Here is a 20,607-nt window from a genome sequence, read left to right as displayed (position 1 = left end):
CGCGTTGGAGCACTGGCCCGCACGCTCCGCAGCACAGCCGTGGGCGCGCGGCGGATCGACCGTCCTGAGCGCATCCGCGCACGGTCCGTGAGCGCCTGTCGCGGCACAGGGGGGCGGCGACGGCGCCCGGTCTCACCCGGCCCTGACCGTCCAGGACGGCACTGCCGACGCCTCGTCCGGCACCGTGAACCGGAAGCGCGCCGTCGGTCCGGAGCGCCACCGTACGTACAGCTCGTAGGTGTCACGCACGTCCACCGAGACCAGTCGCGCGAGCGGCTCCGGGTCCGTCTCCCCGGTCAGGCGCACGAGGGCGACGAACAGCCCGGGGGGCGCCGGTGACCGTGCCGGCGACGCCCGCGGCGAGCCCGTCCGCGTACCGTTCGAGGACCGTGCCGTCCCGCCGGAAGGCGGCGAGCAGCAGCGTACGGGCGTAGCCCTCCAGGCCGTCCGAGAGCCTGCCGGAGGAGCTGGTGTGGTCGCCCGGCAGATGGCAGAGGGCGTGGTCCTCCGTGGCGTAGGGCGCCACAGCGGCGAGCAGGCCGTCGGCGGCGGCCTCCCAGTGGGCGCGGGTGTAACCGGTGCGGGGGCTCGGGGTGCGGTCGTCCGGGGCAGGTCCATCGGCAGGCTCCCTTGCGGCTGGGCCGGGCGTCCCGGTGCCGGTCGGAACGCCTCAGGAGTTCATCCCACCCGCACCGTGCCCGGCGGCACCAGACGCCGGGCGGTGGTGTTCGCCCCCGGCCGGCGAGGGAGGAGGCGGAGGCTTCGGTTAGCGTCGTGACATGAGCAGCGACCCGCCGCAAGACCCTCCCGGCCTCGCCCAAGCCCTGGCCGCCGGGACGGTCGTGCTCGACGGCGGCATGTCCAACCAGCTGGAGTCGGCCGGTTACGGCCTCGGCGACGAGCTGTGGTCGGCGCGCCTGCTCGCCGAGCGCCCCGAGGCGGTCACCGAGGCGCATCTCGCCTACTTCCTGGCGGGCGCGAGCGTGGCGATCACCGCCAGCTACCAGGCCACCTTCGAGGGCTTCGCGAAGCGCGGCATCGGCCACGACCGGGCGGCCGGACTCCTCGCGCTCAGCGTGCGGTCGGCGCGGGAGGCGGCCGCGCGGGCGAAGGCGCGCGGAGTCGGCCGCCCGCTGTGGGTGGCGGCCTCCGTCGGGCCCTACGGGGCGATGCGCGCGGACGGCTCGGAGTACCGGGGCCGGTACGGCCTGACGGTGCGCGAGCTGGAGCGCTTTCACCGCCCCCGGCTGGAGGCCCTCGCCGCCGCCGGTCCCGACGTACTGGCTCTCGAAACGCTTCCGGACACCGACGAGGCGACGGCCCTGCTGCGGGCGGTGCGCGGACTCGGTGTACCGGCCTGGCTGTCGTACACCGTGGCAGGCGGCCGGACCCGTGCCGGCCAGCCGCTCGCGGATGCCTTCGCCCTGGCCGCCGGTGTGGACGAGGTGATCGCGGTGGGCGTCAACTGCTGCGCGCCGGAGGATGTCGGCGCCGCCGTCGCGCTCGCGGCCCAGGTGACGGGCAGGCCGGTGGTGGCCTACCCGAACAGCGGGGAGGTCTGGGACGCGCGGGCGCGTGCCTGGAGCGGCGGCTCCACGTTCACGCCGGAGCGGGTCGAGGACTGGCGCGACCGTGGCGCCCGTCTGATCGGCGGATGCTGCCGGGTCGGCCCGGAGGCGATCAGGTCCGTCGCGCGGACGCTGGCGCGGTGATCGAGGGAGGCGCGCGCGGTCAGGGCCTGCGGACGCCGCCGGTGCGGCGCAGGAGCCGCACGACCGACCGCAGTTCCGGGGTGCGGGGAGGCGTACCGTCCGTCGCCGCGACGGACGCGTCTTCGCGCCTGCCGGGATCGGCGTTCCACAGGGCGAGCTCCCGGTCGCGCGGACCGTACGCGGTGTACGGCTCCCGGGCCGGCCCCCGCTGCCCCCGCGCGCCCCGCGCTCCCGGCTCCCCCTGTCCGCACTCGCCGAAGATCCGCACCGGATGCGAGTCGTCCCACGGCTGCCAGCCCGGGTCGCCGTCCGCCGCGAACCGCACCCATGCCGAGTGCATCGCGCCGGCCAGCTCCGCCGGCGCGCCCCAGCCGGCCAGCCGGGCCGATTCGGGGACCTCACCGGTGCCGAAGACGAAGCCCAGCTCCAGGGCGTGGCAGGCGCCGAGCCCGGGAAGCAGCGACGGCCAGGCGAACTCGTAGACGTACGCCGAGCCGGGGCGGGCGCCGGCCAGCCGGTGCAGCGGCCGGCGCAACAGGTGGTCGGTGACGAGCTGGCCGACGATCTCGGCGGTGCCGGCATCGGGGTTCAGTGCGCGGTAGCCACGCGGCACCTCGTGGCCGCAGCGGCAGCGGGCCATCGCGCCGGCCAGGGCGAGGGCGCCGAGCCGGTCGACGCGGTCCACCAGACCGCCGGGCACGAGCCAGAGGCGGTACTCGTCGCGGGTCCAGCCCATGAGCAGTTCCACACCGGGCGCGACCGCCCCCTCGACCAGCGCCTCCAAGGGGTCGCGGGGTACGAGGTCGCCGTCGACGACGATCCCGAAGGCGGGTCCGCCCGTCACCGGGCTGCTGCGGCGGCCTGCCTCGGCCTGGCTGCGCAGGAGCAGTTCGCGGTCGGCGGCGGCGAAGGCCTCGGCGGTCGCGGGCACCTTCAGCCGGGCCGCCATCCGGCGCACCATCCGCCGCACCTTGGCCCGCTCGGACACCTCGGGTGGCCCGCTCTGCAGGATCGCCCGCCGGAACAGGCCCTGCGCCTGCGGTGCGGCGATCAGGGCACCGGCGCTGATCGCTCCCGCCGACTGGCCCGCGAGGGTCACGCGGCTCGGGTCGCCGCCGAACGCCCGGATCGACTCGTGCACCCATCGCAGGGCGGCGAGCTGGTCCCGCAGACCGGCGTTGGGTGGTGCGTCCGGGAACAGCCCGTACCCCTCGACGCCGAGCCGGTAGTTGACGGAGACGAGCACGACACCGTCGCGTGCGAAGGTGCGCCCGTCGTACACGGGAACGCAGGACGAACCTCTGGTCAGGGCGCCGCCGTGCAGCCACACGAGCACCGGCAGGCGCGCTCCCGGGGCGGGTTCGGGGGTCCACACGTTGAGGTTGAGGCAGTCGTCACCGGGGACGACCGGATCGCAGAGGTAGTGGGCGAACGCCTCGGAGTACGGCGGCTTGGGCGGCGTGGGGCCGAAGGCGCCCGCGTCGCGCACCCCGTCCCAGGGCTCCGGCGGCACGGGCGGCCGGAAACGGTTCGGGCCGAAGGGCGGCGCCGCGTACGGGATGCCGCGGAAGACGGCGACGCCGTTCTCGTGACGGCCACGCACGGCCCCGTACGGCGTCCTGACCACGGGGGCCGCCCGTTCTGCCGCCGTCATCCGCCCACCAGCCCTTCCACCGCGCCCGTGCACCGCTCAGATCAGAGCATCACATCATCGGGACGTGTTCCGCCGTACGAGCGGGGAGCAGGGGCCGCCGGCTGGGCTGATCGGCGTACATCCGCGTCCGCGGGGAGACTTGGGTCCATGGCATGGCGGGCGTACTGGGATCTACGGTGGAAGAGCCTGTCGGAGAACGCTCTTCCGCGGCCTCGCCTCCTCTCCCGCACACCCCAGGAGGGTCATGTCCGGCGCCCCGCTTCCCAGGGCCGTGTTCGCCATGGACCCGGTGCACCTCCCGCTGCTCTTCCCCGCTCCGCTCCTCGCGCGGCTGCGGCGGACGGCCGAGATCGATCCCGCGCCCGTCGCGGGGGACTTCGCCGACCCCGGTGTGGCGGCGGCGCTGTCCGGCGCCCAGGTGCTGATCACCGGCTGGGGCTGTCCGCGCCTGGACGACGACGTCCTTGCGGCGGCCCCCGGTCTGCGCGCCGTGCTGCATGCCGCCGGCTCCGTCCGCCCGCTCGTCGGCGAGGCCCTGTGGAAGCGCGGTGTCACCGTGTCCAGCGCCGCCGCCGCCAACGCGGTGCCGGTGGCGGAGTTCACGCTCGCGATGATCCTGCTCTCCGGCAAGGACGCCTTCGCCCACCGCGAGCGTTACCGCAGGACCCACGCGCGACCGTCGGCGGCGCAGACAGCGGGCACCGGGAACCTCGGCCGCCGCGTCGGCGTCGTCGGCGCCTCCCGCGTGGGCCGCAGACTGCTCGAACTGCTGCGGCCGCACGACTTCGAGGTCCTGCTCCACGACCCCTGCGTGGACGCCGCGGAAGGCGCGGCGCTCGGCGCCCGCCCGGTGCCGCTGGAAGTCCTGCTGCGCGGCAGCGACATCGTCACCCTGCACGCCCCCGAGGTCCCCGGGACGCGCCACCTGCTGAACCGGGAGCGCCTCGCCATGATCCGGGACGGCGGCGTGCTCATCAACACCTCACGGGGCGCCCTCGTGGACCACGGCGCCCTCACCGGCGAACTGGTGGCGGGCCGGCTCAGCGCGATCCTGGACGTGACCGAACCCGAGCCGCTCCCCGCGGACTCCCCCCTGCACACCCTTCCCAACGTCTTCCTCACGCCGCACATCGCGGGTTCCCTCGGCAACGAACTGGAACGCCTCGGCCGCGTGGTCGTCGAGGAACTGGAACGCCTCACGGCGGGCCTCCCGCTCGCCCACGAGGTGCGGCACGAGGATTTCTCACGGATCGCCTGACGCGCCGGGCCCGGCGGGCACCACGGCCGCTCTGCTCCAGATCGGCCGCCCAGCCGATGCCGCCCTGCTCGACGTACGCGGCGAGCCGCTCGCGGCCGGGCGGGTGAGGACCCCGCCGCTGATGGAGAGGAAGAGCGCGGCGGCGTACTCGTCCAGCGGGGCCTTTAGGACCGCCGGGTCCCCGGTGTGCTCGACGTCGAAGGCCCCGAGCGCGTCCACCGCGGCGCCGGCGTCCGTCAGGGAGTCGTGGCGGTAGCCGGCGGTGCGGGTGAGGACGAGGAGTCGCGCGGCCATGGGACAAGAGCGTAGGGGCGAGCGGCCGGCGGTGGGCGGCGACGCTGTGCGCCGCCCACGCCGTCGTCGTCATGACTCAGCGGAGCAGCAGCACGGCTGCCGAGCAGCATGCGACCAGAAGGCACGCGCCCGCGGTGTGGACTCTCAGCAAGGCCTGGCGCAACTCGGCGTAGCGTGCCTCGTATTCGCCCCGGAGGAGCTTGGCCCGGTCGGCGGTGGCCTGCAGGGCCTGTCGTGTGAGCCCCATGCGCTGCTCCATGTAGTGCCGGCTGAGGTCCTCCGCCTGCCCGGTCGTGAGCCAGGGCAGGCGGCCGCAGAGGGCCGCCGCCTCGGACCGTGCCTGCCCCAGCTCCGCCTGCGCGAGGAGATAGCCCTCGGCCTCGTTGGCGAGTACGGCGCCCTGCGCCTCCTCGGGGGTTCCGGAGCGGCCGGCTCTCATGACCGCCCGCTCCCGGGCCGGGTGGCCACCCTGCCGTGGTCCTCCAGCTCGTACTGCCGGCTGATGTCGGGGTGGTGCAGGTCGAACGCCGGGGATTCGCTGCGGATCCGCGGCAGGGTGAGGAAGTTGTGCCGCGGCGGCGGGCAGGACGTCGCCCACTCCAGGGAGCGGCCGAAGCCCCAGGGGTCGTCGACGCCGACCGGCTTGCCGTACTTCGCCGTCTTCCACACGTTGTAGAGGAACGGGAGCATCGACAGGCCCAGCACGAAGGAGCTGATCGTCGAGACCATGTTCAGGCCGGTGAAGCCGTCGACCGCCAGGTAGTCGGCGTACCGGCGCGGCATGCCCTCGGCGCCCAGCCAGTGCTGGACCAGGAAGGTGCCGTGGAAGCCGATGAACAGCGTCCAGAAGGTGATCTTGCCGAGCCGCTCGTCGAGCATCTTGCCGGTCCACTTCGGCCACCAGAAGTGGAAGCCGGTGAACATCGCGAAGACGACCGTGCCGAAGACGACGTAGTGGAAGTGCGCCACCACGAAGTACGAGTCGGAGACGTGGAAGTCCATCGGCGGAGAGGCCAGGACGACGCCGGTCAGACCACCGAAGAGGAACGTGACGAGAAACCCGGTCGCCCAGAGCATCGGTGTCTCGAAGGACAGCGAGCCCTTCCACATCGTGCCGATCCAGTTGAAGAACTTCACCCCGGTCGGCACGGCGATGAGGAAGGTCATGAAGGCGAAGAACGGCAGCAGCACACCGCCGGTGACGTACATGTGGTGGGCCCACACCGTGATGGACAGGCCCGCGATGGCGATGGTCGCCGCGATCAGGCCCGAGTAGCCGAACATCGGCTTGCGGGAGAAGACCGGGACGACCTCGCTGATGATGCCGAAGAACGGCAGCGCGATGATGTACACCTCCGGGTGCCCGAAGAACCAGAAGAGGTGCTGCCACAGCAGTGCTCCGCCGTTGGACGCGTCGAAGATGTGCGCGCCGAACTTGCGGTCCGCCTCCAGCGCGAACAGGGCCGCCGCCAGGACCGGGAAGGCGAGCAGGACCAGGACGCCGGTCAGCAGCACGGTCCAGGTGAAGATCGACATCCGGAACATCGTCAGGCCGGGCGCGCGCATGCAGATGATCGTGGTGATGAAGTTGACCGAGCCGAGGATGGTGCCGAAGCCGGAGAAGGCCAGGCCCATGATCCACATGTCGGAGCCGAGGCCGGGCGAGCGGACCGCGTCCGACAGCGGGGAGTAGGCGAACCAGCCGAAGCTCGCCGCGCCGTTGGGGGTGAGGAAGCCGGCCACCGCGACCAGGGAGCCGAACAGGTAGAGCCAGTAGGCGAACATGTTGAGCCGCGGGAACGCCACGTCCGGGGCGCCGATCTGCAGCGGCATGATCCAGTTCGTGAATCCGGCGAACAGCGGGGTCGCGAACATCAGCAGCATGATCGTGCCGTGCATCGTGAACGCCTGGTTGTACTGCTCGTTCGACACGATCTGCGTACCGGGCCGGCCGAGCTCGGCGCGCATGACCAGGGCCAGCACGCCACCGATGAGGAAGAACACGAACGACGTGACCAGGTACAGCGTGCCGATCGTCTTGTGATCGGTGGTCGTCAGCCACTTCACCACGACGTTGCCGGGCCGCCTGGCCCGGACCGGTAGCTCATTCGCGTAGTAGCTCTCCGCCGCCGAGTCGTGCGGTTCGTCGAGAATGCTCACGGGCTGTGTCTCCCGGTGTTCATGGCCTGGACCTGGTGATAACCGCAATCCTGGCCGCGCGGAGCGAAGGATCGGCTCCGGAGCGAGCGACACACGGCAGACCTGCGGGCGATCCCACCCGCATGGAGTACACGACCCACACCGACGGCTCTCACCGAGGCCGCTCAGCGGTACGGCGGCGGACCCGGACGGCGCACGCCGGTCGACAGGTGCTCAGCCCGAGGTGCCGACCTCGTTGCGGGGCGCTCCGTCGCCCACCGGCGGCAGGTCACCGCGTACCAGGGGCGCGGTGGGCGCGGGCGCGGCGGACGGCAGCAGGGCGTCGAGTTCGCCGGCGGACGGACGGTGGGCGCCGAGAGCGGCCTGGCGCAGGACGTCGCGGGAGACACCCGCGCTGCCGCCGACGTGGACGACATGGCCGTCCTTGGGGACGGCGTACTCGCGGTGCCCGCCGGTGACGCGGTACCAGGCGTCGCCGTCGCGGACGCATTCCGTGGTGCCGCCGGACGTGCCGGCGACGGGCCGCCCGGGACAGCCGGCGGCGGTCATGGTGCCCCTGTCGACCGTGAGCCGTATCCGGGCTCCGGTCTCCTCGGAGACGTACACGGCGGAGAAGCCGTCGCCGCCGTACACCCCCACGGACTGCCGGGCGAGGGTGAAACCCGCCGCCCCGGTGGCGTAGACGTGCTCCGGTGCGATGCCCGACGCCCGGGCCCGCAGGGCCACTTCGGCCTCGGCGGCCGGCTGCGCCGCGGTGCCGCAGCCGGTGACCAGTACGGGGATCAGCAGGGCCGCCCGGGGCAGGGCACGCGGAGGACGCATCATGCGCCCATCGTGCCGCACAGGTGTTCCACACAGGCGAACGGGTTGCGTAGCCTCGGCGGCGATGAACACGATTCCCGCACATCTCGACCATCTCGTCCTCGCGACCCCCGATCTGGCGGCGACGGTCGCGGAGTTCACGCGGCGCACCGGTGTGACACCGGTTGCCGGCGGTTCGCACGTGGATCTCGGCACCCGCAACTACCTGGTCGGTCTGGGCGGAACCGGTTATCTGGAGATCATCGGCCCCGATCCCGGGCAGTCCACGCCCGGCGGACCCGGACCTTTCGGTGTCGACGAGCTGCCCGCGCCCCGCACGCTGACCTGGGCGATCAGCCCGCCCGACCTGGACGCGGCGGTGGCGGCGGCGCGGGCGCGGGGCTACGACCCCGGCGCGCCGCAGGCGATGAGCCGCCGCGCGCCCGACGGCACCGTGCTGCGCTGGCGGCTGACCGACGGCGCGGCCGCCCACCCCTCCGGTCTGGTCCCCTTCCTCATCGACTGGGGTGCCACACGCCACCCCACCGCGACCGGACTTCCCGTCACGCCCCTGCTGTCCCTCACGGCCACCGCCCCGGACCCCGCCGAGATCCGGCCGCTGCTGGCCGCCCTGGACACCGAACTGCCGCTCGGCAAGGGGCCGGTGGGGCTGTCGTTCACGGTGGACACGCCGAGGGGGCCGGTGCGGTTCGACTGAGCCGGCGGCCCGCCGCACCGGGCCTGTCCGTTTTCTTCAAGACCGCTGCCGCCGCCGCTGCCTACCGTGGCCCCATGACTCCACGATTCGATGCCGTCGGCCTGGTCGTCTCGGACATGGCCGCCTCCGTCGCCTTCTACCGCCGCCTGGGATTCGCGTTCCCCGAGGGGGTGGAGCAGCAGCCGCACGCGGAGGCCGGGTTGCCGGGCGGATCGCGGTTGTTGCTGGACACGGAGGAGAGCGTGCGGTCCTTCCACGCCGGATGGCAGCCGTCCACCGGGAGCGGCCGGTCCTCGCTGGCGATGCTGTGCGACGGGCCGGGCGAGGTCGACGCGGTGTACGAGGAACTGGTGGGCGCCGGGTACCACGGCGAGCTCAAGCCGTGGGACGCCGTCTGGGGCCAGCGGTACGCCGTCGTGCACGACCCCGACGGCAACGGTGTCGACCTGTTCGCCCCGCTGCCGTCAGCCGCCGCCGAGTAGCCCGGCCGGGGTGGCACCCGTCAGGTCCCTGACCTCCCGCGCCAGATGCGGCTGGTCCGCGTAGCCGGCCGCCACGGCGGTCTCGGCGAGTGGCATGCCGCCCCGGGCGAGGGCGAGGGCCCGTTGCAGGCGCAGCACGCGGGCGAGCGTCTTCGGGCCGTATCCGAAGGCGGTCAGCGCACGGCGGTGCAACTGGCGTGCGCCGAGGCCGAGTTCGTCGGCCGTCGCCGCGACCGGGCGGCCCGCGTCCAGCGCCGTGACGATCCGGCGCAGCAGCGGGTCGGGCGGATCGGCGTCGGCCGCGAGGGCCAGCGCCAGCTCCTCCAGGCCCCGTGCGGGATCGGAGGCAGCGTCCACGCGCCCGGTGAGCCGGCGTACCCGCGCGGCCGGCCAGAGATCGGCGAGTCCGACGCGCCGGTCGCGGACCTCGTACGCGGGCAGGCCCAGGAAGGTGGGCGCGGTGCCCGGGAAGAAGCGGACGCCCGCCCAGCTGCCGCCGCCGTCCGTGCGGTGCGCGTGGGTGTCCGGGCCCGCGACGAGCAGACGGCCTTCGTGCCAGAGCAGGTCCATGCACCCGTCGGGCAGCACCCGCCCCGGGCCGGCGCCGGCCGACGGGGTGTTCGTCCACACCACCGCCCCGGCCAACCGCGACGCCCGCTCCAGGTACACGACGGCCAGGCTACGCCGCCGGGCCCGGATCGTGCTCCGTGCGCGTCGCGGGGCTCCCCGCGGCTTGCCCCGTCCCACGCACCACGCCCCGCTGCACGCCTACTCCCACTCCCACCCCGGCCGCGCGTCCCCGCGTGCGATGCTCCTGAGGACTCACCCCGTACACCCGCTTGAAGGCGTTGGAGAGGGCGAAGGCGCTGCCGTACCCGATCCGGCGGGCTATCGACTCCAGGGTGTCGTCGCTGTCGCGCAGCCGGTCGGCGGCGAGGGCCAGGCGCCGGCCGGTGAGGTACGCCATCGGAGGTTCCCCCACCAGCCCGGTGAACCGGCGGGCGAGCGCGGCCCGGGACACCCCGGCCTTGGCGGCCAGCGCCGCCACCGTCCACGGATGCGCCGGATCGTCCTGGAGCAGGCGCAGCACGCGGCCGACGACCGGGTCGGCCTGCGCCCGGTACCAGGCGGGGGCCTCGGCACCGGGCCGCGCGAACCAGGCCCGCAGCGCGGCGATGACCAGCAGGTCCAGGAGCCGGTCCAGGACGACCTCCTGTCCCGGTTCGTCCCGCACGACCTCCTCCATGAGAATCGGGGTGAGCGGGCAGTCCCAGACGTCCGAGGTCAGCGACAGCAGCGGGGGCAGCGCGTCGAGCAGCCGCCCGCTGATCTCGCCCTGCCAGAGGTAGGTGCCGATCAGCAGCACCGCGGAGCCGTCGAGCCGGTCGCCCCACGTACGCACACCCAGGTCCATCCGGCCGCCCAGGGCCCTGCCGTCGGGGTGGTGGCACTCGCCGCCCGGCAGGATCAGCGCCTGCGGCACCGTGCCGGGGGCGTCGCCGCAGGTGTACGGGGCCGGACCGCGCGCGACGGCGAGGTCGCCGGCCCGCAGCCGCACCGGCTCGCCCGTGTCCGGGACGATCCAGGCGCCGCCGCGCACCATCAGCATCACGGTGAGCGGTGCCCGGTCCTCGACCCGCACGGCCCAGGGCGGGTCGGAACACGCCCGGATCATGAAGGCGCCACGCGCCCGTGGGCCCTCCAGCAGGCCTGCGAGTGGGTCCATGGCGTCAGCGTAGACGCGCACGCAGCGGAATGAGCCGTTCAGTGATGGGCCCCGGGGCGCCGCGGGCAGTTCACTGGAGGCATGACGCGGAAAACGGACATGACAGTGCTGGTGACCGGGGCCTCCGGCCGTACGGGCAGCCGGGTGGCGCGGTCCGCGCAGGCGGCGGGGCTTACGGTGCGCCCGGCCTCCCGCGCCGAGGGCTTCGACTGGACCGACCGGTCCACGTGGGCGCCGACGCTGCGGGGCGCCGACGCCGCGTACCTCGTCCACCCCGGTGACGTCGGTTCCCCGCAGGCCACTCGGGCGGTCGGGCTGCTCGCGCACGAGGCGGTCGCGCTCGGCGTACGGCGGCTGGTGCTGCTGTCGGCGCGCGGCGAGGTGCAGGCGCGGCCCACCGAGGAGGCGCTGCGGGAGTCGGGGGCGGACTGGACGGTCGTACGGTCCGCCTGGTTCATGCAGAACTTCAGCGAGGGGCCGCTGGTGGAAGGGCTGCGGCTGGGCGGGGAGCTGGTGTTCCCCGGTGGAGCGGTGCGGGAGCCGTTCGTCGACCTGCGGGACGTCGCGGACGTGGTGGTGGCCGCGCTGACGGCGGGGGACCGCTACCTGGGGCAGGGCATCGACGTGTCGGGGCCCCGGCTGCTGACCTTCGGGGAAGCGGTGGCGGAGGTCGCGAAGGCGGCGGGGCGCGAGCTGACGTACCGGCCGGTGCCCGCGCAGGAGTACGGCGCGCAGCTGGCCGCCTTCGGGGAGCCGCCCGAGGTGGTGGAGCTGCTGGTGGACGTCTTCGAGACCCTGCTGGACGGCCGCAACGCACACCTCTCGGACGGGGTCCGGCGGGTGCTGGGCCGCGAACCGAGGGACTTCATGGCGTTCGCGACCGAGGCCGCGGCGGCGGGCACCTGGACGGCGTGAGCGGCGGCCTCCGCGAGGCCGGCCTCACCTCTCCCCCGGCGGTTCCTTCCCGCGCTCCGCGGTCCCGTTGCGCGCGGAGTTCCGCGGGGCGTTCTGCGAGGCGTCCTGCGAGGGATGCTGCGGCGCGGTGTTCGTGGCGCCGTCGGCCGCCTGGTTCGCCGCGTCGCCGGCCGCCTTGTCCGTCCCGCTGTTCGTCGTATTGTTCGCCGCGCTGTTCGCTGCGCTGTTGGTCGCGTTGTTCCCCGCGTTGTTCGTCGCGCTGTTGGTCGCGTTGTTCGCCGCGCTGTTGGTCGCGCCGTGCGAGCTCCTCACCTGCGTCCGCAGCCGGGCCGTCACGTCCTCCGGCGGCAGGAAGCGGGACCAGCGCTCGGGGAACTCCGACGGCATGTCGGGGTCGTCCGGGTCGGGATCGGCGTCGCGTGCCGCGGCGGCGCGGGCGACGTACTCGGCGACCTGGGCCTCGCGCAGCCGCTCGTTGGCGGCGCGGGCGGCGGCCGTCGCGGCGGCCGGCCAGACCCGGTCGATCGCGGCGTTGACGGCGGCGCCGACCAGCACGGCGAACGCGGACACGCCGATCCACAGCATCACGGCGACGGCGGCGGCCAACGAGCCGTAGATCGTCGCGCCCTCGATGGTGTTGGTGAGGTAGATACGCAGCAGGAAGCTGCCGAGCACCCACATGCCGAGGGCCACCAGCGCGCCCGGCACGTCCTCGACCCACGGGGAACGGACCGGGACGGAGACGTGGTACAGCGTCGTCAGGAAGACGATCGACAGGACGATCACCACGGGCCAGTACAGGACCTGCACCACGGTCGTCGACCACGGCACGATCCGCACCACCGCGTCCGGGCCGGCCACCATCAGCGGCAGCGCCACCGAGCCGATCAGCAGGGCCGCGATGAACAGCAGGAACGCCACCAGCCGGGTCTTGACGATGCCGCGGACCCCGTCGAGGCCGTACATGACGGTGATCGTGTCGATGAAGACGTTCACCGCCCGGGAGCCCGACCACAGCGCGAACAGGAAGCCGATGGAGATGACGTCCGGCCGCCCGCCCTGCATCACGTCGTCCAGGATCGGCCGTGCGATCTGGTTGACGCCCTGGTCGGACAGGACCGTGCGGGAGGCCTCCAGGATGTTGGTCTCCACGCTGGAGATGGTGTCGGTGCCGGTCCAGTCGTCGACGTAGCCGAGCAGGCCGATCAGGCTGAGCAGCAGCGGGGGCACCGACAGCAGCGTGAAGAAGGCGGCTTCGGCGGCCAGGCCGAGGATGCGGTACTCGATTCCGGAGTTGACGGTGTCCTTCAGCAGCAGCCAGGCGGTCCTGCGCTTGGAGACGTTCCGGTAGAGGGCGCGCGCCCGGTGGAGGCGACCGGAGAGCTCGGGGATGTCACTTGCTGGCTGCACGACCCAAAGGTATCCGCCGCACCGGCCGCGGTTCACCCTGGTGGGACGGTGGCCGACGGCGCCCCGTCCCCGGGGTGACCACCCCGGTGGCTCGGGGTAGGTTCCGAGACATGGCAGGCAGCACCCACACCGTGACCAACCAGGCCCCGCCGCTCGTCGGACACGACGTCTTCGGCACCGACCGCGCCCTCGTCGCCGCCGTCGAACGGCACGTCGCCCCGGACCTGCTCGACGACGTCCTGGACGAGCTGTCGGCGCTCGGCCGCACCTGCGGGTCGGCGCAGGCGCAGGAGTGGGGGGTGCTCGCCAACGAGAATCCGCCGAGACTGCGCACCCACGACCGCTACGGCCACCGAGTCGACGAGGTCGAGTTCCATCCGTCCTGGCACCGGCTGCTCGGCAAGGGCGTCGCCGCGGGCCTGACCGCGGCCTGGACGCGGCCGGCCGGGCATGTGCGGCGGGCGGCCGGATTCCTGATGTGGTCGCAGGTCGAGGCCGGCAACGGCTGCCCGCTGTCCATGACCCACGCCGCCGTGCCCGCCCTGCGCACGGAAGCGGACCTCGCCGCCGAGTGGGAACCCCGGCTCACGTCCATGATCTACGACCGTGATCTGCGGCCCGCCGGGCAGAAGGCCGGAGTGCTGTTCGGGATGGGCATGACGGAGAAGCAGGGCGGCAGCGACGTCCGTGCCAACACCACCGTCGCCCGGCCGCTCGCGCAGGACGGGACGTACGAGCTGACGGGGCACAAGTGGTTCTGCTCGGCTCCGATGTCGGACGGTTTCCTGGTGCTGGCCCAGGCCCCGGGCGGGCTGACCTGCTTCCTGGTGCCGCGGGTCCTCGCGGACGGCAGCCGGAACGTGTTCCTGCTCCAGCGGCTGAAGGAGAAGCTGGGCAATCGTTCCAACGCCTCCAGCGAGGTCGAGTTCGACGGGACCTGGGCACGCCGGGTCGGCGAGGAGGGGCGCGGGGTGCGGACCATCATCGAGATGGTCGCCGCGACCCGGCTCGACTGCGTGCTCGGCTCGGCGGGACTGATGCGGCAGGCCGTCTCGCAGGCGATCCATCACTGCACGTACCGGGAGGCGTTCGGCGGGAGGCTGATCGACAAGGCGCTGATGCGCAACGTCCTGGCCGATCTGGCCCTGGAGTCGGAGGCCGCGACCACGCTCGGGCTGCGGCTCGCCGCCGCGTACGACGACGGGAGCGAGCAGGAGCGGGCGTTTCTGCGGCTGGCCGTGCCGGCCGCCAAGTACTGGGTGACCAAGCGCTGCACGCCGGTGACGGTGGAGGCGGCCGAGTGCCTGGGCGGGAACGGCTATGTCGAGGAATCGGGGCTGCCCCGGCTGGTGCGCGAGTCGCCGCTGAACTCGATCTGGGAGGGCGCGGGCAACGTGCAGGCGCTGGACGTGCTGCGCGCGCTGCAACGCGAACCGGAGGCCCTCAACGCCTTCCTCCAGGAGGTCGGACGGGCGCGCGGCGCCGACCACCGCCTGGACGCCGCGATCAAGAACCTGCTGACCGAACTGGCCGATCTGGAGGGCGTCGAGGCCCGAGCGCGGCGTGTGGTCGAGCGCATGGCGCTGGTGCTCCAGGGCGCGCTGCTCGTCCGGTCCGCGCCGCCGGAGGTCGCCGACGCCTTCTGCGGGTCGCGACTGGGCGGCGACTGGGGGCACGCCTTCGGAACTCTCCCGCACACGCTGGATCTGGCGTCGGTGGTGGAGCGGGCGCGGCCGGTTTCCTGACCGGGCCGGGGTACGACGGCCGCGGGGGGACGGAAAGCGCGTACGCCGTCCTGTGTCCGTGGCGCGCAGAACCTCGCGCCCCCCTCACGGCACCGCACGCCGACAGGGGTGGTGCTGCGCCGACACGGCACCACCCCTGCCCCTGCCGGCCCGTTGAGGCCATGCGCGCCACACGGGCGACGTCGCTCAAGTTTCAAACAACGGGGGGCGGTTCACCAGGGTTGCAAGGGGTTGCAACTTTCTGGTGTCTCTGACCCGGACTGCATCCCTCCGTCATCGGCGGGCGGCAGTATGGAGCACACCAGCAGGACGCGACCGGAAACCGACGCCACCAGGCCTTGACAGCCGGTCGCACATCAGTGTGAACCCGGGGGAGGATTTCAGTGCCGCGGTCGCCTATGAATGTCACGCGCCTGGCCGCCGTCGACGCGCCACGGGCCGCTCGGATGCTCAGCGCCCTGCGCGACGCCGCCCTCTCCGGCCGGAGCCCGCACCTCGCCCCCCGCCCGGTGATCGGGGAGTCCTGGGGACGCATGCTGCGCAGCGGAGTGGACCCGGAGCACGACTTCAGATCCGGTCTGCTGCCGCCGGAGGAGGTCCTGCGGCGGCGGGAGGACTCGCCGCTGCGGCATGTGCTTCCGGTGCTGAGAGAAGGCCTGGTCTCGGTCGCGGACACCGCCCAGCACATCATGGTGATCGCCGACCCGGAGGGCAGGGTGCTGTGGCGCGAGGGCAGTTCCGCGGTGCTGCGCAAGGCGGACGAGCTGGGTTTCCTGCTCGGCGCCGACTGGCGGGAGAACACCGTCGGCACCAACGGCGTCGGGACACCGGCGGTGGTACGGCGGCCCGTTCAGGTCTCCGGCGCCGAGCACTTCGCCCGCTCCCAGGCCTCGTGGACGTGTGCGGGCGCTCCCCTCACCGATCCGCGCGACGGCCGGCTGATCGGGGTGGTGGACGTCAGCGGGCCGCTGGAGACGATGCATCCGGCCACCCTCGCCTGGGTCGACTCGGTGGCCAAACTCGCCGAGGCGCGGCTGCGGGAGCTGCATCTGGGCGCGCTGGAGCGGCTGCGCGCGGTGGCCGCCCCGGTGCTGGCCCGGCTGGCCGGACGCGCGCTGGTGGTCGACCGGGAGGGCTGGACGGCGGCGGTGACGGGGATGCCGTACCCGGGCCGGGTGGCGCTGCCCAGGGGGCTGTCGCCGGGACACCACGCCCTGCCCGCCCTCGGGCCCTGCGTCGTGGAACCGCTTGCCGAGGGCTGGCTGGTGCGCCCCGCCGACGAGCCGCTGCCGTGCGGTGCCACGCGGATCGTGCTGGACCTCGGGCAGCCGCGCCGCTGGACGGTGACGGTGTCGGGCAGCGCCGGCTCCTGGACCCATGAACCGAGTCCCCGGCACGCCGAGTTGCTGTTCCTGCTGGCCGAGCACCGGGGCGGCCGCACCGCCGCGCAGCTCGCCGCGGACGTCTTCGGCGACCCGCGCCGCACGGTGACGGTGCGCGCCGAGATGTCGCGGGTACGGCGGTACCTCGGCGGGATCCTGGAACACCGTCCGTACCGTTTCCGCGACGGCGCCGAGGTCCAGATGATCCTCCCACCCGAACCGTCCGACCTCCTGCCGCACTCCAACGCCCCGGCGGTGGTCCGGACGCGGGCCGCGCCGGCCGTGCCCTGAGCCAAGGTGAGGTTACACACCGTGACAGCAGGGTATGCCGTCGCCGTACATCCGTTGGCGACTTCCCCGTATCCGAGGGCTTCTTCCGCATATTTACGGGGTCTTCGTCCCCGGTCCGCCCTACCTGACGTAGCATCCCCTACCGGGCCACCCCACCTGCTCCCAGGCCAACACACGGATCAACAGGCGCAGTTGGCCCACCTCGGGAGGACAGATGAAGCAACGCGGCAGACACCGCCGACGCAAGCGGGGCCAGGCGCTGCGGGCGTTCCTGGCCGGGACCGCTCTCGCGCTCACCGGCGCCGCCACCCTGATCAGCGCCTCCCAGGCCACCTCCGGCACCGATCCGGGTGCCCTGAAGCCCCTGAGTTCCCCTGCGTCCCTGAGCGATCTGCGTCTGAGCGAGGAGCCGCTCGCGGGGGCCGCGGCCGACGGCCCGGCCCGGCCGGTCGGCGTCGCCGCCGTCCTCGCGGACGCCGACCGCAGCCTGAGTCCCGCGGCGGACTGCCCCGGCGCCGACCGCTCCGCGCTGCCCGTGGCGCCCGCGGCCACCCGGGCGCACTGCTGGGACGAGACCGGCACCGCGAGCTGGCGGACCGGCGCGGTGACCACCTCGGGTGACGCCGACGACGACGGCCGGTGGGGCGCGAACCGCGTGATCCTCTCCGGCTGGAGCGACCAGCGGGGCCACTCCCGGGTCGCCTTCGTCGACGCCGACGATCCGGACCACCTCACCTACACCTGGGTGACGCTCACCGTCCCCGCGCGCGGGGAGCCCGCCGGCCGGCCGCTCGTCTCCGCGCTGACCGGCATGGTCTGGTATCAGGACAAGCTGCTCGTCACCGCGGCCGACGGGCGCGGCCTGTACGTCTACGACCTGGACCGCATCCGGCGCGTCTCCGCCGGCGCCGCGACCGCGCCGCCTGCGCGGGGCGACCGCTACACCCTGCCCGCCGTCCGCTCCTACCGGCTGACCGGTGCCCGGATCGGCGCGCTCTCCCTCGACCGCAGCACCACACCCGACAGCCTGGTGGCGAGCGAGTCGGTCCCGGCGGACGCCGACCGGCCCACCCGCCTGTGGCGCTACGCGCTCGACGACGACCCCTCCGGCGCCGGCCTGCTCGGCACGGGAGCGCAGGAGGCGTACGAGACGAAGGCGGCCGGTGTCCGGGGCGTGCTCGCCCACCACTCCCGCTGGTACCTGGCCCGCGCGGCCGGCGAGCACGGGACGCTGTGGCGCCAGGACGGCGACGGTGCGCGGGCGGCACGGTGCGGCACGGACGAGACGTATCTGTGCTGGAGCGGCCCCGCGCAGTCCCTCTCCTACTGGGAGGAGAGCGGCGAGGTCTGGTCGCAGTCGGGGCGGATGCTGTTCTCCCTGCCGCTGGCCACGATCGACAGGGCGCTGGGCTAGATGATTCCCTGACCGGCATGACGAACATCCCCGTGACCACCTGGTCCCTGGAGCAGACCGCCCCGTCCGACCTGCTCCCGGCCGCGGCGCCGCAGGGCGACGTGCGGATCGCCCGCGCCGAGGTGCCCTCACCCGAGTTCAGCCGCTTCCTGTACGCCTCCGTGGGCGGGGACATCCGCTGGACCGACCGGCTGGCCTGGCCGTACGCGCGCTGGCAGGAGCACCTGGAGCGGCCCGGGGTGGAGACCTGGGTGGCCTACGACCGGGGCACCCCCGCCGGGTATGTGGAGCTTGAGCCGCAGGACGACGGTGTCGTGGAGATCGTCTACTTCGGGCTGATCCCCGCCTTCCGCGGCCGGGGCGTCGGCGGGCATCTGCTGTCGTACGGCGCCGCCCGCGCGTGGGATCTGGCGGACCGGTGGCCGGGGCTGGCCGCGACGAAGCGGGTGTGGCTGCACACCTGCAGCAAGGACGGTGCGCACGCGATGGACAACTACCTGCGGCGCGGCTTCACGTTGTTCGACACCAAGGTCGAGGAGGAGCCGGAGATCGCGACGCCCGGCCCGTGGCCCGGTGCATACCCTGGCTGACCTGCCTGGACAAGACGGCGTTCGCGCCATGTGACCGATGACACCCTTGTTCCAGATTCTGGGACAAGGGTGTCCACATTTTGGATAAAGCTGGACTGTGTCCAGAACGCCGTGACACGCTTCCGTCATGCCTGGAACTGGAATTGCCTTGGTGAGTCGGCGGCACGTCGACCTCGGCCGCATGTCCAGCGCCATCTGTCCGGCGAGCTGAGTCCGCTCCGGCAACGCCGATCCCCCCGCTTCGTCTGCCCCGCGCGACGCTGCGCCCGCATGCGCGCATGCGCCCGTACGCGCAGCTCAGAGCCGCTTTCCGCCTGTCCCGAAGGACGTAGAACCATGGCCGCCAACCCGCAGAACCCCGCTGCCGCGACTCCCCGCCGCAAGGTGAGCCGTCACCGCGGTGAGGGTCAGTGGGCCGTGGGTCACTTCACCCCGCTCAACGGCAACGAACAGTTCAAGAAGGACGACGACGGTCTCAATGTGCGGACACGCATTGAGACGATCTACTCCAAGCGCGGCTTCGCCTCGATCGACCCGAACGACCTGCGCGGCCGTATGCGCTGGTGGGGCCTGTACACGCAGCGCAAGCCCGGGATCGACGGCGGCAAGACCGCGATCCTGGAGCCGGAGGAGCTCGACGACGAGTACTTCATGCTCCGCGTCCGCATCGACGGCGGCCGGCTCACCACCGAGCAGCTGCGGGTGATCGGTGAGATCTCGCAGGAGTACGCGCGCGGCACGGCCGACATCACCGACCGGCAGAACGTCCAGTACCACTGGATCCGGATCGAGGACGTGCCCGAGATCTGGAACCGGCTGGAGGCGGTCGGCCTGTCCACCACCGAGGCCTGCGGCGACACGCCCCGCGTGATCCTCGGCTCGCCCGTCGCCGGTATCGCCGCCGACGAGATCATCGACGGCACCCCGGCGATCGAGGAGATCCACCGCCGGATCATCGGCAACAAGGACTTCTCCAACCTGCCCCGCAAGTTCAAGTCCGCGGTCTCGGGCTCGCCGCTGCTGGACGTGGCGCACGAGATCAACGACGTCGCCTTCGTCGGCGTGACCCACCCCGAGCACGGCCCCGGCTTCGACCTGTGGGTCGGCGGCGGCCTGTCCACCAACCCTAAGATCGGCGTCCGGCTGGGCGCCTGGGTCCCGCTGGACGAGGTGCCGGACGTCTACGAGGGCGTCATCTCGATCTTCCGTGACTACGGCTACCGGCGGCTGCGCACCCGCGCCCGCCTGAAGTTCCTGGTCGCCGACTGGGGCGCGGAGAAGTTCCGCCAGGTGCTGGAGGACGAGTACCTGGGGCGCAGGCTGACCGACGGCCCCGCGCCCGCGCAGCCCGTGGAGCGCTGGCGCGACCACGTCGGGGTGCACCGGCAGAAGGACGGCCGCTTCTACGTCGGTTTCGCACCGCGGGTCGGCCGCGTCGACGGCGCCACGCTGACGAAGATCGCCGAGGTCGCGGAGGCGCACGGCTCGGGCCGGGTCCGCACCACGGTCGAGCAGAAGATGATCGTGCTGGACGTCGACGAGTCGCAGGTCGGCTCCCTCGTCGAGGGGCTTCAGGCGCTGGACCTCACGGTCAGCCCGTCCCCCTTCCGGCGCGGCACGATGGCCTGCACCGGCATCGAGTTCTGCAAGCTCGCCATCGTCGAGACCAAGGCGCGCGGCGCCTTGCTGATCGACGAACTGGAGCGCCGGATCCCGGACTTCGACGAGCCGATCACCATCAACATCAACGGCTGCCCGAACGCCTGCGCCCGTATCCAGGTCGCGGACATCGGTCTCAAGGGCCAGCTGGTCACGAACGAGCAGGGCGAGCAGGTCGAGGGCTTCCAGGTGCACCTCGGCGGCGCGCTCGGCCTGGAGGCCGGCTTCGGCCGCAAGGTGCGCGGCCTGAAGGTCACCTCCCAGGAGCTGCCCGACTACGTCGAGCGCGTCCTGCGGCGCTTCCAGGCGGAGCGCGAGGACGGCGAGCGGTTCGCGGCCTGGGCGGCCCGCGCCTCCGAGGAGGCCCTTTCGTGAGCGCGGTGAGCGAGACGAAGG

General features: G+C 73.2%; 19 protein-coding genes and 2 pseudogenes. 11 read left to right on the top strand and 10 right to left on the bottom strand.

The genetic code is table 11. The features are described from left to right. Positions 1 to 132 precede the first annotated feature (132 nt). Together ACGF8A_RS12520 and ACGF8A_RS12515 are read right to left on the bottom strand one after the other, a co-directional pair. On the bottom strand, positions 133 to 306 hold the full coding sequence (locus ACGF8A_RS12520) for a hypothetical protein (RefSeq protein WP_393107087.1): 174 nt from the start codon (positions 304 to 306) through the stop codon (positions 133 to 135). A 37-nt stretch (positions 307 to 343) separates the two neighbouring features. Next, positions 344 to 607, bottom strand: a pseudogene (locus tag ACGF8A_RS12515) (DUF2264 domain-containing protein); the annotation flags it as partial. Between the two features lie 172 nt (positions 608 to 779). On the opposite strand from ACGF8A_RS12515, the gene mmuM reads away from it, so the two are divergent. Beyond that, positions 780 to 1,712, top strand: coding sequence for a homocysteine S-methyltransferase (gene mmuM, locus ACGF8A_RS12510; RefSeq protein ID WP_393107085.1), 933 nt, complete (start codon positions 780 to 782; stop codon positions 1,710 to 1,712). A 19-nt stretch (positions 1,713 to 1,731) separates the two neighbouring features. On the opposite strand, the gene ACGF8A_RS12505 is transcribed toward mmuM, so the two are convergent. After that, positions 1,732 to 3,366: a carboxylesterase/lipase family protein gene (locus tag ACGF8A_RS12505; protein WP_393107083.1), complete on the bottom strand. Its 1,635-nt coding sequence runs from the start codon at positions 3,364 to 3,366 to the stop codon at positions 1,732 to 1,734. Positions 3,367 to 3,610: 244 nt separating this feature from the next. Here ACGF8A_RS12505 and ACGF8A_RS12500 point away from each other — a divergent pair, with 244 nt between their 5' ends. Next, complete coding sequence (locus ACGF8A_RS12500; protein ID WP_393107081.1) at positions 3,611 to 4,624, top strand: hydroxyacid dehydrogenase; 1,014 nt, start codon at positions 3,611 to 3,613, stop codon at positions 4,622 to 4,624. On the opposite strand, the gene ACGF8A_RS12495 is transcribed toward ACGF8A_RS12500, so the two are convergent. The 4 genes from ACGF8A_RS12495 to ACGF8A_RS12480 form a co-directional block, all read right to left on the bottom strand. Then, the gene (locus ACGF8A_RS12495) at positions 4,610 to 4,918 is read right to left on the bottom strand and encodes a hypothetical protein (RefSeq protein WP_393107079.1); all 309 of its coding nucleotides are present in this window, start codon (positions 4,916 to 4,918) and stop codon (positions 4,610 to 4,612) included. The genes ACGF8A_RS12500 and ACGF8A_RS12495 overlap by 15 nt on opposite strands. A 76-nt stretch (positions 4,919 to 4,994) precedes the next feature. Further along, positions 4,995 to 5,357 carry a hypothetical protein gene (locus ACGF8A_RS12490; RefSeq protein ID WP_393107077.1) on the bottom strand — a complete coding sequence of 121 codons (363 nt, stop codon included), beginning with the start codon at positions 5,355 to 5,357 and terminating at the stop codon, positions 4,995 to 4,997. After that, positions 5,354 to 7,078, bottom strand: coding sequence for a cytochrome c oxidase subunit I (gene ctaD / locus ACGF8A_RS12485; RefSeq protein WP_393107075.1), 1,725 nt, complete (start codon positions 7,076 to 7,078; stop codon positions 5,354 to 5,356). The genes ACGF8A_RS12490 and ctaD overlap by 4 nt, the downstream gene beginning before the upstream one ends. A 213-nt stretch (positions 7,079 to 7,291) precedes the next feature. Continuing rightward, positions 7,292 to 7,903: a hypothetical protein gene (locus tag ACGF8A_RS12480; RefSeq protein ID WP_393107073.1), complete on the bottom strand. Its 612-nt coding sequence runs from the start codon at positions 7,901 to 7,903 to the stop codon at positions 7,292 to 7,294. A 61-nt stretch (positions 7,904 to 7,964) separates the two neighbouring features. Here ACGF8A_RS12480 and ACGF8A_RS12475 point away from each other — a divergent pair, with 61 nt between their 5' ends. After that, the gene (locus ACGF8A_RS12475) at positions 7,965 to 8,597 is read left to right on the top strand and encodes a VOC family protein (RefSeq protein ID WP_393107071.1); all 633 of its coding nucleotides are present in this window, start codon (positions 7,965 to 7,967) and stop codon (positions 8,595 to 8,597) included. 74 nt (positions 8,598 to 8,671) lie between these two features. After that, the gene (locus ACGF8A_RS12470; RefSeq protein ID WP_393107069.1) at positions 8,672 to 9,079 is read left to right on the top strand and encodes a VOC family protein; all 408 of its coding nucleotides are present in this window, start codon (positions 8,672 to 8,674) and stop codon (positions 9,077 to 9,079) included. Here the strand turns inward: ACGF8A_RS12470 and ACGF8A_RS12465 are convergent. Both ACGF8A_RS12465 and ACGF8A_RS12460 read right to left on the bottom strand, forming a co-directional pair. Further along, positions 9,062 to 9,748: a helix-turn-helix domain-containing protein gene (locus ACGF8A_RS12465; RefSeq protein ID WP_393107067.1), complete on the bottom strand. Its 687-nt coding sequence runs from the start codon at positions 9,746 to 9,748 to the stop codon at positions 9,062 to 9,064. The genes ACGF8A_RS12470 and ACGF8A_RS12465 overlap by 18 nt on opposite strands. A gap of 10 nt (positions 9,749 to 9,758) precedes the next feature. Continuing rightward, positions 9,759 to 10,805, bottom strand: coding sequence for a cupin domain-containing protein (locus ACGF8A_RS12460; RefSeq protein ID WP_393107065.1), 1,047 nt, complete (start codon positions 10,803 to 10,805; stop codon positions 9,759 to 9,761). Positions 10,806 to 10,886: 81 nt separating this feature from the next. Between ACGF8A_RS12460 and ACGF8A_RS12455 the strand changes: the two genes are divergently transcribed. Further along, positions 10,887 to 11,720 carry an NmrA family transcriptional regulator gene (locus ACGF8A_RS12455; RefSeq protein ID WP_393107063.1) on the top strand — a complete coding sequence of 278 codons (834 nt, stop codon included), beginning with the start codon at positions 10,887 to 10,889 and terminating at the stop codon, positions 11,718 to 11,720. 297 nt (positions 11,721 to 12,017) lie between these two features. Here ACGF8A_RS12455 and ACGF8A_RS12450 read toward each other — a convergent pair. Next, a pseudogene (locus tag ACGF8A_RS12450) lies at positions 12,018 to 13,130 on the bottom strand (YihY/virulence factor BrkB family protein); the annotation flags it as partial. 110 nt (positions 13,131 to 13,240) lie between these two features. Between ACGF8A_RS12450 and ACGF8A_RS12445 the strand changes: the two are divergent. From ACGF8A_RS12445 to ACGF8A_RS12420, 6 genes are all read left to right on the top strand, one after another. Next, positions 13,241 to 14,875 (top strand): acyl-CoA dehydrogenase family protein, encoded by a 1,635-nt coding sequence (locus ACGF8A_RS12445; protein WP_393107061.1) that lies wholly within the window; start codon positions 13,241 to 13,243, stop codon positions 14,873 to 14,875. 398 nt (positions 14,876 to 15,273) lie between these two features. Next, the gene (locus ACGF8A_RS12440; protein WP_393107059.1) at positions 15,274 to 16,548 is read left to right on the top strand and encodes a GAF domain-containing protein; all 1,275 of its coding nucleotides are present in this window, start codon (positions 15,274 to 15,276) and stop codon (positions 16,546 to 16,548) included. A gap of 214 nt (positions 16,549 to 16,762) precedes the next feature. Then, complete coding sequence (locus tag ACGF8A_RS12435; RefSeq protein ID WP_393107057.1) at positions 16,763 to 17,962, top strand: hypothetical protein; 1,200 nt, start codon at positions 16,763 to 16,765, stop codon at positions 17,960 to 17,962. Between the two features lie 17 nt (positions 17,963 to 17,979). Next, positions 17,980 to 18,552, top strand: coding sequence for a GNAT family N-acetyltransferase (locus ACGF8A_RS12430; protein ID WP_393107055.1), 573 nt, complete (start codon positions 17,980 to 17,982; stop codon positions 18,550 to 18,552). Between the two features lie 127 nt (positions 18,553 to 18,679). Then, positions 18,680 to 18,763, top strand: a complete 84-nt coding sequence (locus ACGF8A_RS12425; protein WP_310739661.1) for a putative leader peptide — start codon at positions 18,680 to 18,682, stop codon at positions 18,761 to 18,763. A gap of 125 nt (positions 18,764 to 18,888) precedes the next feature. Next, on the top strand, positions 18,889 to 20,586 hold the full coding sequence (locus ACGF8A_RS12420) for a nitrite/sulfite reductase (RefSeq protein ID WP_393107053.1): 1,698 nt from the start codon (positions 18,889 to 18,891) through the stop codon (positions 20,584 to 20,586). The last annotated feature ends 21 nt before the right edge of the window (positions 20,587 to 20,607 follow it).

The organism is Streptomyces sp. NPDC047706 (assembly GCF_043204795.1).
Taxonomy (GTDB): domain Bacteria; phylum Actinomycetota; class Actinomycetes; order Streptomycetales; family Streptomycetaceae; genus Streptomyces.
The sequence above is the reverse complement of the archived record's forward strand: the minus strand, read 5'-3'. Positions and strand labels throughout refer to the sequence as shown.

Coding starts and splice junctions, on each gene's coding strand:
- ACGF8A_RS12495 (WP_393107079.1), bottom strand. CDS start 4,918: ATGGCCGCGCGACTCCTCGTCCTCACCCGCACCGCCGGCTACCGCCAC.
- ACGF8A_RS12455 (WP_393107063.1), top strand. CDS start 10,887: ATGACGCGGAAAACGGACATGACAGTGCTGGTGACCGGGGCCTCCGGC.
- ACGF8A_RS12435 (WP_393107057.1), top strand. CDS start 16,763: ATGAAGCAACGCGGCAGACACCGCCGACGCAAGCGGGGCCAGGCGCTG.
- ACGF8A_RS12480 (WP_393107073.1), bottom strand. CDS start 7,903: ATGATGCGTCCTCCGCGTGCCCTGCCCCGGGCGGCCCTGCTGATCCCC.
- mmuM (WP_393107085.1), top strand. CDS start 780: ATGAGCAGCGACCCGCCGCAAGACCCTCCCGGCCTCGCCCAAGCCCTG.
- ACGF8A_RS12430 (WP_393107055.1), top strand. CDS start 17,980: ATGACGAACATCCCCGTGACCACCTGGTCCCTGGAGCAGACCGCCCCG.
- ACGF8A_RS12500 (WP_393107081.1), top strand. CDS start 3,611: ATGTCCGGCGCCCCGCTTCCCAGGGCCGTGTTCGCCATGGACCCGGTG.
- ACGF8A_RS12475 (WP_393107071.1), top strand. CDS start 7,965: ATGAACACGATTCCCGCACATCTCGACCATCTCGTCCTCGCGACCCCC.
- ACGF8A_RS12460 (WP_393107065.1), bottom strand. CDS start 10,805: ATGGACCCACTCGCAGGCCTGCTGGAGGGCCCACGGGCGCGTGGCGCC.
- ACGF8A_RS12440 (WP_393107059.1), top strand. CDS start 15,274: ATGAATGTCACGCGCCTGGCCGCCGTCGACGCGCCACGGGCCGCTCGG.
- ACGF8A_RS12490 (WP_393107077.1), bottom strand. CDS start 5,357: ATGAGAGCCGGCCGCTCCGGAACCCCCGAGGAGGCGCAGGGCGCCGTA.
- ACGF8A_RS12420 (WP_393107053.1), top strand. CDS start 18,889: ATGGCCGCCAACCCGCAGAACCCCGCTGCCGCGACTCCCCGCCGCAAG.
- ACGF8A_RS12425 (WP_310739661.1), top strand. CDS start 18,680: ATGCCTGGAACTGGAATTGCCTTGGTGAGTCGGCGGCACGTCGACCTC.
- ACGF8A_RS12505 (WP_393107083.1), bottom strand. CDS start 3,366: ATGACGGCGGCAGAACGGGCGGCCCCCGTGGTCAGGACGCCGTACGGG.
- ACGF8A_RS12470 (WP_393107069.1), top strand. CDS start 8,672: ATGACTCCACGATTCGATGCCGTCGGCCTGGTCGTCTCGGACATGGCC.
- ACGF8A_RS12445 (WP_393107061.1), top strand. CDS start 13,241: ATGGCAGGCAGCACCCACACCGTGACCAACCAGGCCCCGCCGCTCGTC.